This window comes from Marinobacter nanhaiticus D15-8W (assembly GCF_036511935.1).
In the GTDB taxonomy this organism is placed as follows: domain Bacteria; phylum Pseudomonadota; class Gammaproteobacteria; order Pseudomonadales; family Oleiphilaceae; genus Marinobacter_A; species Marinobacter_A nanhaiticus.
In genome coordinates, this window is sequence record NZ_AP028878.1 from 1,334,547 (window position 1) to 1,347,894 (window position 13,348).

Genomic DNA, 13,348 nt, shown 5'->3' on the forward strand with positions numbered 1-13,348 from the left:
TCAGAGGCTGTCGCTGAACTTCTTCATACTGGCGACGAAATCGCTGAAGCGTTCGCCCTGGATCAGGACATGCTGGCGCATGGCATCTTCGGCTTCGTCCGCCCGGCCAGCCTCGATGGCCTCGTAGATATCCCGGTGTTCCTGCAATGAATTGCTGACCCGGTGGCGCACCTGAAGCTGCAGGCGTCGATAGGGTTTCAGCCGCTGCTTGAGCTGATTGGCTTCGGAGACGAGGAAGTTATTGTGGCTCGCCCGGTAAATGCACTGGTGGAAATCCTCGTTCTCGTAATAGTACTCGTCAGGATCCCCATTCTCCGCGGCGGCTTCGCAACGCTTCAACGCATCGCCCAGTCTGGCCAGTTCCGCTGAGGTAATCCGGCGTGCTGCCAGGCGACCGCACATGCCTTCCAGCTCTGCCATCACTTCGAACATCTCGATCAGTTGTTCCACGCCCATCTTGGCGACGAAGGTGCCTTTCTTGGGGACCACCGTCACCAGGCCGCTGGCGGTCAACTGGTGGATGGCTTCGCGGATCGGCGTGCGGGAGACACTGAAACGCTGGGCCAGTTCTTCCGGATCCAGGCGCGCACCCGGTGACAGGCGGCCATTGATGATGTCGTCTTCGAGGGAGTCCTTCAGACGCTGGGTGTTAGAGCGTTTCACGCGTTGGCTACTCCTGGGGCAATTCAAATGAGCTCGCGTTATTTATTCTTCTACTGCTGCGGCTCGGATTTTGTTTTTTTGCCGGGTTGTTCCCGCGATGCAGGCAGTCCGTCTGAGGCGGACCCTTCCCGGGCGTTCGAAGTGTATTCAGTTGTAATGTTGACACAAGTATACACCTCGGTCGATGATGTATACATCAGAGCGATCTGATAAATACATACAAGAACAAGAGACCGGAGAACACAAGATGAAACATCAAGTCCTATCGATCGTAGCGGCTGTAGGTCTGGCCGTATCCGTTGCCGGCACGGCCGCGGCGGAAACCGTGTTGCGAGCTTCCCACCAGTTCCCCGGCGGTAAGGGCGATGTACGCGACGAAATGGTTCAGATGATGGCCGAAGAGGTTGCCAAGGCCGACGTCGATCTGAAGATCCAGGTCTATCCGGGGGAGTCGTTGTTCAAGGCCAAGGAGCAGTGGGGTGCGTTGGTTCGCGGCCGCCTGGATATGACGGCACTACCCTTGGACTACGCCAGTGGTCGCCACCCGGAGTTTTCCGCCACGCTTATGCCCGGGCTGGTACGCAGTCATGAACGGGCCCAGCGCCTCAATGATTCCAAGTTCATGGACATGATCAAGAAAGTGATCAACGACGCGGGGGTCAAGGTTCTCGCCGATGCCTGGCTCGCCGGCGGTTTCGCTTCCGACATGCGTTGTATCACCGCGCCTGAGACCGTCCAGGGACAGGCTATGCGCGCGGCTGGCCCCGCATTCGACGAGATGCTGGCAGAAGCCGGCGCGTCCATTGCCTCAATGCCGTCTTCCGAAATCTACACCGCCATGCAGACCGGTGTGCTCGATGGTGCAAATACCTCGTCCGGCTCTTTCGTTTCCTACCGTATCTATGAGCAGGCCACCTGCCTCACAGCGCCGGGTGAGAATGCCCTCTGGTTCATGTACGAACCGGTGCTGATTTCCCAACGCAGCTGGGATCGGTTGAGCCCGGAACAGCAGGAAGCACTCGAAGCGGCCGGTCAGAAGGCTGAAGAGTACTTCGCCGGCGAAGCGGAGAATCTCGATAAGAAGTTGGTGGATGTCTACAAGGAGAATGGGGTGGAAGTCGTGCAGATGTCGCCGGAGAACTACCAGGCGTGGCTCGACATCGCCAAGAAGAGTTCCTACAAGACCTTTGCCGAAAACGTACCCAATGGACAGGCGCTGATCGACGCCGCGCTGGAAGTGGAATAGTCGCTTCCCGGAAGCGCTGATAGATCCGGGCCGTCCCCCTCGACGGGGGCGGCCTCCGCTGCCAACGAGTTGAGGGTGCCATGTCTAATTCCCTGAGCCGACCTGCTCCTGCCTTATCCGGCGTCACCGGCGCCTATGTTCGAATGATGGATGCGCTGTCTGTCGTAACCGGCGTCGTCGCCGGCGTCCTGCTCTGCCTGGGTGTGCTCGCTGTCTGCCACATGGTGTTTATGCGCTATGTCCTGGGCGAAAGTACGGTCTGGCAGACCGAGTTCACGACCTACGCCATCGCCGGTGCCATGCTACTGGGTGCGCCGTATGTCCTGCTCACTGGCGGCCACGTCGCCGTCACTGTCCTGCCGGATGCGTTGAGCGAGACGCCGCGCAAGATCATGAGCCTTATTGCCTCCCTGTTCGGTCTGGCCTTCTGCTTGGCGCTAACGTACGGCGCCTGGATCTATGTGCACGAGGCCTACACGATGGACTGGAGTACGGGCACGGTCTGGAATCCTCCCCTCTGGCCGGCCGTCGTCCCCATGGCAGTCGGTTCCACGCTCCTGTCGCTGCAGTATGTCGCGGAAATGATTCGGGGAGGGCGCTGATATGGATCCTGTAACCAGCGGTATCCTGGTCCTGATTGCCCTCGTCTTCCTGATGGCGATCGGTGTACCTATCGCCTTTGCCCTGGGCGGCATCTCTGTTGTGGCTCTTGTGCTCAACCAGGGCATGGCCGAACTGACCTATTTCGGTGAAACTTTCTTCGGCAGCATCGCCTCCTTCGGTTTTGTGGCGATCCCGATGTTTATCCTGATGGGGGCCGCGGTGGCCTCATCGCCCACGGGGCGCGATCTCTATCGTTCCCTGGATCTATGGATGGGCCGTCTGCCCGGCGGGCTGGCGATTTCCAACATTGCCGCGTGCTCGGTATTCGCTGCGCTGTCCGGTTCGTCTCCGGCAACCTGTGCGGCCATCGGTAAGCTGGGCATCCCGGAGATGCGCAAGCGCGGTTACCCTGACGGTGTCGCGGCCGGTTGTATTGCCGCTGGTGGCACACTGGGCATCCTGATTCCGCCTTCGGTCACCATGATCGTCTATGGCATCTCCACCGAAACCTCGATCGGGCGCCTGTTCATCGCCGGCGCGTTACCGGGTGTCATGCTCGCCGGGTTGTTCATGCTGTGGACGCTGATCGCCTGCAAACTGGCCGGCGGTTACGATACGCCCAGCCCCTTGATGAAAGTGGCGACCCAGGTCAAGGAAAACGTCGAAGGCAACCTGCGCGCCCTCATGCGGGTGGTGCCCTTCCTGGTGGTCGTCATAGCGATCCTCTTCGCCCTCTACGGCGGTGTGGCAACACCCTCGGAGGCTGCTGGTGTCGGCGCCTTCTTCTGTCTGGCGCTGGCGATCATCGTCTACCGCATGTGGCAGTTCAAGCCGTTGAAAACGATCATGCGCGACGCCCTGCGTGAGAGTGTGATGATTATGCTGATCATCGCTGCAGCCGAGATTTTCGCCTTCGCGCTGTCGTCCATGTACATCACGCAGACGCTCGCGGAATCCATTGCGGCACTTGAAGTGAACCGTTGGGTGCTGATGGGGGCGATCAACGTGTTCCTGTTGGTGGCCGGTTTCTTCCTGCCGCCGGTGGCGGTGATCGTGATGACGGCTCCGATCCTGCTGCCCATCGTGGTGGCGGCGAATTTCGATCCCTACTGGTTCGCGGTGATCCTCACCATCAACCTGGAAATCGGGCTGATCACCCCGCCGGTGGGTCTCAACCTGTTCATCATCAAGGGCATCACGCCGGACATCGCCCTGCGCGACATTCTCATGGGCAGCCTGCCGTATGCGCTGTGCATGGTGCTGGGCATCGTCATTCTCTGCTTCTTCCCGCAGATTGCGCTTTGGTTGCCCGACGTCCTGATGAATTAGAGCGTTGATGAACTGACGCGCCGATGACGCCTTCGAGCCGACTTCCATAACGAGCGACAGGATCCGACCATGAACATGAGTTTTCTGCAGGAGCTGTTCAGCAACATCACCCAGCGTGAGGCCTTACTCAGGCGACGCACGGGTAACGGGCTAACCGTGGATCACAGCCACCTGCTTGAGGCCTGCCGGGCCTTGCTGGAGAGTGATGGTGAGGCCTCCAGCATCACCCACGCCAGTCATGCGCTGGAAATCTACTCCCGGCTGGACGATAACAGCAAGACACGTTTCTTCGAGCGGCTGGGCAAGGATTTCTCCGCCGACCCGCGGGAGATTGACCTCGCCTATGCCGCCTACCGCAAGGATCGGGAGAACACCGCCCTTCAGCGGCTGTTCGATGCCTGCGAGCCGCGCAGGCAGGAACTGCTGCGCCGGCTCAACCTTACCGCTGGCGGTACCTACGAACTGGTGCGGATGCGTGAGGACTTGTTGCGCCTGATGCGGGATCATAAGGATTTCGCCGCCATCAACGCGGACTTTACCCACCTCTTCGCATCCTGGTTCAACCGGGGTTTCCTGGTGGTCAAACGGATCGACTGGAATACCCCCGCCGCGATCCTGGAACGGATCATCCGTTATGAGGCGGTGCACAAGATCCGGGACTGGGGCGACCTACGCCGCCGGTTGGATAACCGTGACCGCCGCTGCTACGCCTTCTTCCATCCGGCTATCGGCGACGAGCCGCTGATTTTCGTGGAAGTGGCGCTGACCCGAGGTTTGCCGGACCAGATCCAGCCCATCCTGGACACCGAGAGCTACGATATCGAGGATCCTGAAGCGGCGGATACCGCGGCCTTCTTTGGCATCAGTAACTGCCAGGTCGGGTTGCGCGGGATTTCCTTCGGCAACTTCCTGATCAAGCAGGTAGTCCAGGAGCTCAAGCAGGAACTGCCCAACCTCAAGAACTTCGTCACCCTCTCGCCCATGCCCGGCTTCCGAAAGTGGCTCGAGTCGACCTATCTGGACGAACAGGTGGCCCTGGACCCGGAAGCATTGGCCACGCTCAAACAGCTGGAGAATCCGGACTGGCTACAGGACCCTGAGCTGTCCGAACGCCTTAACGCCGTGATTCGGCCGCTGGCCGCGCGCTACCTGCTGAAAGAGAAGAACCGTGACGGCCAGCCACTCAATCCCGTGGCCCGATTCCATCTGGGTAATGGGGCGGAACTGCATCGCATCAACTGGCAGGGGGATATCTCGGCGCAGGGCCTGCAGCAGTCCACCGGGCTGATGATCAACTACCTGTATGTACTCGATAACATCGAACGCAACCACGAGCAGTACATCACCGATCACACCATCGTCTGTTCCTCCAGCGTCCGTGATCTCAGCCGGCGAGGCCGCAAACTGTTCAAGGGAGAAACCGGAAAATGACTGACAACCTGTTTGAAACCTTTGCCCAACGCATGGGCGCCCAGGCGGACAAGGACTTTATCGTGACCCCGGACGGGCGCCGCTACAGCTACACCGACGCCCTCGCGCTGAGTGCCCGGCTCGCTGGCGCCCTCAAAGACCTGGACGTCAAACCCGGCGACCGCGTGGCGGTGCAGGTGGACAAGAGCCCGGAGGCAATCATCCTCTACCTAGCTTGCCTGCGTATGGGTGGCGTCTACCTGCCGCTGAATACTGGCTACACCACCGCCGAGGTGGGGTATTTCCTGGGGGATGCCGAACCGGCGCTGTTCGTCTGTCGCCCTGCCGCCTTCGCTGAAGCGCGCTCCATCGCCGACGAAACGAATTGCCCCAATGTGGAAACCCTCGGCACCGGCGGCGATGGCAGCCTGATGGACCTGGCGCGGGTGGCTCATCCCTTCGAATCCGTGGAAGCGCGGGACAAAGACGACCTGGCGGCGATCCTCTATACCTCCGGCACGACGGGTCGCTCCAAGGGCGCGATGCTGACCCACGGCAACCTGGGGTCCAACGCCCAGTCGCTGACCGAGGCCTGGCGTTTTACCGCCGACGACCGGCTGATCCACGCGCTCCCGATTTTCCATACCCACGGCCTGTTCGTGGCGTGCAATGTGGTGCTGATGTCTGGTGCCAGTCTCTATTTCCTGCCGAAGTTCGACCTCGACGCAGTTATCGAGGCGATGCCTGAGGGCACGTCCATGATGGGCGTGCCCACTTTTTACACCCGGCTGTTGCAGGACGACCGGCTCAACAAGGACCTGACCCTTAACATGCGCCTGTTCACCTCAGGTTCGGCGCCCCTGACCGCGGACACCCACAAGGCCTTCGAGGAGCGTACCGGCCACGCCATCCTCGAACGCTATGGCATGACCGAAACCAACATGAACACTTCCAACCCCTATGACGGTGCCCGCATTGCCGGCACGGTCGGCAAGCCGCTGCCTGGCGTGGAGATCCGTATCACCGATGCCGAAACCCACGAGCCGGTCGCGGATGGCGATATCGGCATGCTGGAAGTCCGCGGGCCCAACGTGTTCAAGGGTTACTGGCGTATGCCGGAGAAGACAAAGGAAGAGTTGCTCGACGACGGCTTCTTCGTCACCGGTGACCTGGCGCAGCTGGACGAGAACGGCTACGTACAGATCGTCGGCCGTGACAAGGACCTGGTGATCTCCGGCGGCTTCAACGTTTACCCCAAGGAAGTGGAACAGGTGATCGACGAGATGGATGCGGTGGACGAGTCCGCGGTGATTGGCGTGCCGCATCCGGACTTCGGCGAAGGTGTAACGGCTGTGGTGGTGCTCAAGTCCGGCGCCAAAACCACCGAAGCTGAAGTGCTGGCTGCCCTGAAAGACCGTCTGGCCAAGTACAAGCAGCCCAAGCGGGTCTTCTTCGTCGACAGCTTGCCGCGCAACACCATGGGCAAGGTGCAGAAGAACCAGCTGCGGGAAACTTACAAAACGATCTACGACAACGCCTGAAACAGGGTAGGGGAGGACGGCTATGGCAGCCAGCTACCGCATCGGGCAGATTGTGCCCAGCTCCAACACCACCATGGAAACGGAAATCCCTGCCCTTCTCAGGGCTCGGGAGGCGGTGGCGCCGGAGCGCTTCACCTTTCATTCCAGCCGTATGCGCATGAAGAAGGTGACGCGGGAAGAGCTGGCTGCCATGGACGACGAATCCGACCGCTGCGCGCTGGAACTGTCCGATGCCGATGTGGACGTCCTCGGCTACGCCTGCCTGGTCGCGATCATGAGCCGCGGTCATGGCTATCACCGCGAATCCGCCCAACGCCTGCACCAGGTGACCGTGGATAACGGCCATCCCGCGCCAGTCGTCTCCAGCGCCGGTGCCTTGACCGAAAGCCTGAAAACCCTGGGGGCAGGGAAGATCGCAGTCATCACACCGTACATGCAGCCGCTGACGAAGATGGTCACAGACTATATCGAAGCCGAGGGCATCAAGGTCGTCGACAGTATCTCGTTGGAGATCCCCGACAACCTCGAAGTCGGTCGGCGTGACCCGATGCTGCTGAACGATATCGTCGACCGGCTCAAGTGGGATGGCGCGGATGCGGTGGTGTTATCCGCGTGCGTCCAGATGCCCTCGCTGGGCGCAATTGCCGCCGTCGAGGAACGTTTGGGCGTGCCGGTGGTATCGGCGGCCACATGCACGACCTTCCAGATGCTACGGGCGTTGGAGTTGTCGACGCATATCCCGAATGCAGGGCGGTTGCTCAGCGGCGTGTATGATGAGTAGTTAGCAACAAGCGGGGCACCTTCGGCGCCTCAGAAGCTGAAGCATCTGCTACACGCTCGAGTAAGGCTTTAAATGTAGCCGACGCTTCAGCTTCGGAGCAGCCCGAAGGGCTGCCAAGGGAGGGGCACTGCGAGCCCAGATCGCTCCACTTACCCGTGCGTTAGGTGCAACTTCCGGTAAGTAGCCGCACACAAACCTGGAACAACAGCGGGCACCTCCGGCGCCTCAGAAGCTGAAGCATCTGCTACACACTCGAGTAATGCCTTAAATGTAGCCGACGCTTTAGCTTCGGAGCAGCCCAACGGGCTGCCAAGGGAGGATAGCTACGACGCGGGGCCGCTATGCTTACCCCTGCACTTCCACATTACCTCCAGTAACGAACCGCAACGAATCTACAACGGATGAATCTGTCGCCAATGTCTATTTTTTAACCATAGACTTCGGTCTAATACCGAAGTTGGGTCCAACAATAACAACGCAACGCGTCTTGCCCTCAGCGACTTCAGGCGCGTCGAACCCGCATAGGAGACACTAGGATGGAATCACCGGTCGATGATCTCGAGCAACGGCTGCTGGATTCAGGCGACGGGCTGACCGACATCATGCCGGCGGCGATCACCCTGGCGATGATGTTCCGCCACCGGACCATGGCCTCATGGCTGCGCATCGAGTTCGAAGGTTATCCCGAAGGCACGGCGCTCCCCCCTTACCGTGTCGATCTTCACGGACACATCGTCGCTCGCTCCCCCCAGTACGGCTGGATCCAGGCCCCCATCAGCGAACAGCAAACGACCGAGTACGGTCACGTCGACACCTGGGATGGCGTCAAGACCCTTGAAAAGATCTGCCTCAACTGCAAGAAGGGCGGCGGGCACCAAATCAAGTTTTCTGAAGAGGCGCAGGCCGATATACAGCAACACATCAACCTGAAGGCCGAACTGGCCTTATCTGTCGGTCGCGAAACATACTCCGACCTGTTGCGGGTCATTCGTTCCGCCATCTACCTGTGGGTCGAGGAACTGATGGCCCTGGGCCTGAATGGCCCGCACAACTCCTTCAGCAAGGAGGAGCGTGAGAAAGCGGTCAACCTGGACACGCCTGAGCGCTACTGGCGTCAGGCAATGGAGAAAGTGGACGAACTGCCGGTACCCGGCGTACGTTCGGTAGGTTTCTTCGAACGGATGTTTGGCGCGACTGGCTAACCGGTTGCCTGATGAACACACCCGTCGGTATCCGCCCCGGATATCGGCGGTTGCTGATTAAAGCACCTTAATACCTCACCCCTTTAAACCCGGCCCTGGTTGCGAAAGACTGGAATGGTGCCGGGGGCCAACCCCGGTCTCTCTATCCGCTTTAGCCAAATACGAACACGCATCAACTGACTGCATGGAGGCAGAAGTCATGAGCGAGTTCAACCTGGCGTTGGCGATCGCCGGCGCCGCCGTATTGGGTATGGGACTTTATTCCCGCCCCCTGAACCGCAGCATCTTCTCTTTGCCGCTCCTGGCCTTTCTGATTGGTTTGGTCGCAGGGCCAGCTATGATCGGCCTGTTGCATCCGGGCAAGTGGGGCGACGAAATGAAAATCCTGGAGGAAGCCACCCGCCTGACCCTGGGCGTAAGCCTGATGGGTATTGCCTTGCGGATTCCCGCCGACTTTGTCTTTCGCCATTGGCGTTCACTTGCAGTGCTATTGGGCCTGGGCATGCCGCTGATGTGCCTGGCCAGTTCAGTACTGGCCTGGGGCTTCCTGGAGGTCGGGCTGCTGGGCGCGCTACTGGTGGGTGCGTCGGTGTGCGCCACGGACCCGGTGGTCGCCAGTTCCATCGTCACTGGCGGGGTCGCAAAGGAGAATCTGCCCGGCCGCTTCCGTCATACCCTGTCTGCCGAATCCGCCCTGAACGATGGCCTGGCGTTGCCCCTGGTGATGATTCCTATATTGCTGCTCACCCAATCCACCGGTAGCGCCTGGACCGAGTGGGTGCTGCACGTGATGGTCTGGCAGGTGGGTGGCTCCATCCTGTTTGGCGCAGCACTGGGCTACGCGGCAGGCTGGGCCCTGCGCACGGCCGAGCAGCGTGGCCTCATCGATCAGCCTTCTTTCCTGGTTACAACACTCGCGCTGACGCTACTGGCTCTCGGGTTGGGCAAGGTGTTGGGCACCGATAGCATCCTCGCCGTGTTCGCGACCGGCGTCGCCTTTGATCAACAGGTGGAAGGTCAGGACCGGGCTGAGGAAGCCAACATCCAGGAAGCGGTCAATCTATTCTTTACCCTGCCGGTCTTCATCCTGTTCGGTTTGATGGCGCCCGTGAAGGAATGGCAGTCGCTGGGCTGGAGCGGTATTGGTCTGGTGGTTGCCGTATTGGCTCTGCGTCGTCTGCCCTTCGTCCTGTTGCTGAGGCCGTGGATCGAACGCTGGCGCGATATGAAAGTCGCGCTGCTGGCGGGTTGGTTCGGGCCCATCGGCGTGTCGGCGCTTTTCTATGCGCTGCTGATCCACCACAAGACCGGCGACGAGAAAGCCTGGGTTGCGGGTAGCTTGCTGGTGGCAGCATCCCTGATCGTCCACGGTGTGACGGCTGCGCCGATCGGCAAGGCCTACGGCCGTCGTCATGATCGCGCGAGGCGCCAAAATGAATAGGCTGTGCCCCGTTTCACATCCTGGTCAGGAAGTCGTATCCCTGGGCCAGATTAGCCGGCTAACGGCCTCATACGCTAAGGGAGGCAGCCTGGGGGCAACGTATACTCGACCCATCGTCGGACGTCCCGGTTCCGTCAATAACAACGACAACGATGGGAGCGACTATGCGAAGGCTGATCCTCGGGGTGATGGGCGCTGTTCTGGCGGTGCCCCTGTTTGCCCATGCGGTGGCAGTTACCGTGATTGAGCGCGCCTGGCAACCACCGGTGACGCTGGCCGGGCAGGGTGATCCGGCGCGGGCGGTTGCGCGGCTGCGGGATTACGTGGCACTGCAGCGTCTGGTCATGGGGTACACCGATATCCACCCGGAAACCCAGCGCTTTATCGATGATCTGTGGGACTCCCTCGAATCCTTCGACCTGGACCGCTTCTATCGCCTGTTGCCCGAGCAGACCGAAGCCTGGCGAACCATGAAAGTCTATGGTCGGGTCCTGTCGGATCATTACCGCGTAGGTCCCGATCCGGTCGTTGGCGACCACTGGCAAACCGCCCCTACATTAGGCCAGTTCGACGCCCGGATTCGCGCCCGGGAAATCGAACGGCGTGACGCGACCCACTACCTGTTGGAGGGTGAGGTCAGTCTGGGTATCGGTGAGCTGACCTGGCCGTCGATGGTGCAATCCACCAACGAGGCCTTGCGTCTTATGGTCCAGCGCGACCCCGCCTTCGATCGGGACACCTCTGCCGATGCGGATGCGTTCCGGCGGCATGTGCAAGTAATGAACCCGTCGCTGACTACTGACGAAGTCGAGACGCTGGCGCCACTTTGGGCCGCTTTCCCGGAAATCTGGAGTTTGCTGGCCCAGGTCGGCAAGGTCGACAATCTCTTGGCCGGGCCGTCGACTGAGGATGGCTACCGGGACATCGAGGCGTCCTTCTCGATCGACACCGACCGCCTGGGTCATACCTACCCAGCGCTTGCCAGACATCTGGGCCGTCTGGATTCCTTACTGAAAATCGACCTTCAACTGCACGATGCCCAGGGCCAGTTATTGGTTCTCCGATTCGATACCGAGACGCTCGAAGGCACGGTCTCCATGGTGCTAGAGAATGGCCGGCTCGTACCTACCCGCGGGCGCAAACCCATGCGCGACGCCAGACCTTTTGATCCAGCGGAAACCCGCGACCTGGTCGCCCGTATCGACACGCGCATGGACATCCTCGGCATCGTCGCAGACGTGCAGGGTATGATGGCGAACATCCGCTACTCGCCGACGGACACCGGCGCCCGTGTCGAGAGCCAAGTCACCCAGGTGCCGGGCATCAAGGTCGGAGGCCGGGCGTTAGGTTTGGTGCCAGCCGACCTGATCAACGTCTTCCTGCCACGGCATATCGACGAACTGGTGGTGGACTTCCTCACCGTGGCCTGCGAAGGCAATGGCGGCCAGGGCATCGCGGCTTCGGCGGAGATCAGTCGTCCGGACTCAGGCAAGGCCGCCCAGTTGGATATCGCCGGCGCTTTCGAGGGCCTGGATAACTTTCTGGTGCGTATTGGTATGGGCATCGTTAACGACCGCATCATCCCCGACGAGCGTGTGTCCGAGGATATTCGCCAGCTGGTTTTCGATGCCCACGAAGCCTTTTCCAAAGATCTCGACCAATTTGAACGTCTCTCACGGCTCCACGCTCGCGCCAGTCAGCGTCGGCTGGTGGACGGCTCGAAATAGCGCTGTGCCGCATCCATCACCTTGGGGGCCAGCAACAGGGACGCAATCATGGTCGGGATCGCCATCAGCGCATAGCCGGTGGTGATCAGGAAGACGACCGCCTTCAGCGAGATTACCGCGCCCACGACGATCAACACGATATAGATATATCGATACCACCCCTGGTGCTCGGCACCGATAAGGAAGCCCAGGCATTTCGCACCGTAGTACCAGAAGGTGAACATGGTGCTCATGCTGAAAACGGTCACCAGCACCATGATGATCCACGGTCCGGCGGCGCCAAGTGATTGGGCGAAGGCTTCCGCTGTGAGCGCGGCTCCTGAGACGTTGTCGCCGCTTTCCTTCGACCAGACGCCGGTGGTTAGCAGCACCAGCGCGGTCAGGGTGCATACGATCAGCGTATCCACCACCGGTCCCATCATTGCGACCAGGCCCTCCCGAATCGGCTCCTTGGTACGTGCGGCTCCATGGGCCATGACCTCGGTACCGATACCGGCTTCATTCGAAAACGCACCCTGGCGAATGCCGGTGATCAAAACACCCATCAGGCCGCCGGCGGCAACGGAGGACAGATCTGCCTGCAGCGCATGGGTGAATATGGTGCCCAACGCAGGCAGGATTTGTGAGGCATTGACTGCCAGGATAGCAATCACGCATAGCAGGTAAGCCACCACCATCGTTGGTACCAGTCGAGCCGCGTAATAGCCCACGCGCCGTACGCCACCAAAGATGACATAGGCCACCAACGCGGCAATCCCGAGGCCGAACCAGAAGTTGAACAGGGTGACCTGATCCTCACCGATGACGTTGTAAGGCAACAGGATGGCATCCCGCATGGTTTCGGTAAGCTGGTTGATCTGGAATACGGGCAGGGTGCCGATCAGTCCGGCGAGGCAGAAGAATATCGCCAACGGCATCCAGCGGCGGCCGAGGCCCTCGCGGATCACATACATCGGCCCACCCTGAATATTGCCCTTGCTGTCTTCGCCGCGATACATGATCGCCAGCGAGCAGGTGAAGAACTTCGTTGCCACGCCCACTAGCGCTGTAACCCACATCCAAACGACGGTACTGGGACCGCCATAGCTGACAGCGAATGCGACGCCGGCAATATTGCCCATGCCTAGCGTTCCTGACAGGGCGGCGGAAAGCGCCTGGAAATGGGAGATATCCCCCGGATCGCTGGAGCGGTCGTGCTTGCCCCGCAGGATGTCGATGGCGTGGCCGAAGTGTCGGTAGGGCAGTGCGCGTGAATAGAACAGGAAGAAGAGCCCACCGCCGACCAGCAGGATAATCAGCGGAATCCCCCAGAGAAAGTTGGACACCGATTGCAGAAAGGATTCGATAGCTTTCAAGACGGCACCTCCCATGGATGGGTGATGCGGTAGCTAAGCGCAGACAGCTA

11 protein-coding genes are annotated in these 13,348 nt (G+C 60.4%); 9 read left to right on the forward strand and 2 right to left on the reverse strand.

Annotated elements, in window-relative coordinates; genetic code table 11:
* The gene (locus tag RE428_RS06060; RefSeq protein ID WP_004581086.1) at nucleotides 1-663 is read right to left on the reverse strand and encodes a GntR family transcriptional regulator; all 663 of its coding nucleotides are present in this window, start codon (nucleotides 661-663) and stop codon (nucleotides 1-3) included.
* A 247-nt stretch (nucleotides 664-910) separates the two neighbouring features.
* Here RE428_RS06060 and dctP point away from each other — a divergent pair, with 247 nt between their 5' ends.
* The 9 genes from dctP to RE428_RS06105 all read left to right on the forward strand — a co-directional run bounded on the left by dctP (nucleotide 911) and on the right by RE428_RS06105 (nucleotide 11,943).
* On the forward strand, nucleotides 911-1,909 hold the full coding sequence (gene dctP / locus RE428_RS06065) for a TRAP transporter substrate-binding protein DctP (RefSeq protein WP_004581087.1): 999 nt from the start codon (nucleotides 911-913) through the stop codon (nucleotides 1,907-1,909).
* Nucleotides 1,910-1,989: 80 nt separating this feature from the next.
* The gene (locus RE428_RS06070; protein ID WP_040882536.1) at nucleotides 1,990-2,511 is read left to right on the forward strand and encodes a TRAP transporter small permease subunit; all 522 of its coding nucleotides are present in this window, start codon (nucleotides 1,990-1,992) and stop codon (nucleotides 2,509-2,511) included.
* Between the two features lies 1 nt (nucleotide 2,512).
* The gene (locus RE428_RS06075) at nucleotides 2,513-3,841 is read left to right on the forward strand and encodes a TRAP transporter large permease (RefSeq protein WP_004581089.1); all 1,329 of its coding nucleotides are present in this window, start codon (nucleotides 2,513-2,515) and stop codon (nucleotides 3,839-3,841) included.
* 69 nt (nucleotides 3,842-3,910) lie between these two features.
* On the forward strand, nucleotides 3,911-5,272 hold the full coding sequence (locus RE428_RS06080) for a malonyl-CoA decarboxylase (protein WP_004581090.1): 1,362 nt from the start codon (nucleotides 3,911-3,913) through the stop codon (nucleotides 5,270-5,272).
* Nucleotides 5,269-6,792: a malonate--CoA ligase gene (locus RE428_RS06085; RefSeq protein ID WP_004581091.1), complete on the forward strand. Its 1,524-nt coding sequence runs from the start codon at nucleotides 5,269-5,271 to the stop codon at nucleotides 6,790-6,792. The genes RE428_RS06080 and RE428_RS06085 overlap by 4 nt, the downstream gene beginning before the upstream one ends.
* Before the next feature lie 22 nt (nucleotides 6,793-6,814).
* Nucleotides 6,815-7,573 (forward strand): maleate cis-trans isomerase family protein, encoded by a 759-nt coding sequence (locus RE428_RS06090; RefSeq protein ID WP_004581092.1) that lies wholly within the window; start codon nucleotides 6,815-6,817, stop codon nucleotides 7,571-7,573.
* Nucleotides 7,574-8,109: 536 nt separating this feature from the next.
* Nucleotides 8,110-8,775 carry an AbiTii domain-containing protein gene (locus RE428_RS06095; protein WP_004581093.1) on the forward strand — a complete coding sequence of 222 codons (666 nt, stop codon included), beginning with the start codon at nucleotides 8,110-8,112 and terminating at the stop codon, nucleotides 8,773-8,775.
* A gap of 199 nt (nucleotides 8,776-8,974) precedes the next feature.
* The gene (locus RE428_RS06100) at nucleotides 8,975-10,216 is read left to right on the forward strand and encodes a cation:proton antiporter domain-containing protein (RefSeq protein ID WP_004581094.1); all 1,242 of its coding nucleotides are present in this window, start codon (nucleotides 8,975-8,977) and stop codon (nucleotides 10,214-10,216) included.
* Nucleotides 10,217-10,380: 164 nt separating this feature from the next.
* Nucleotides 10,381-11,943, forward strand: a complete 1,563-nt coding sequence (locus RE428_RS06105; protein WP_004581095.1) for a hypothetical protein — start codon at nucleotides 10,381-10,383, stop codon at nucleotides 11,941-11,943.
* On the opposite strand, the gene RE428_RS06110 is transcribed toward RE428_RS06105, so the two are convergent.
* Entirely contained in the window at nucleotides 11,913-13,298 is a 1,386-nt protein-coding gene (locus RE428_RS06110) for an alanine/glycine:cation symporter family protein (protein ID WP_040882538.1), read from the reverse strand. The genes RE428_RS06105 and RE428_RS06110 overlap by 31 nt on opposite strands.
* Nucleotides 13,299-13,348: the final 50 nt, after the last annotated feature.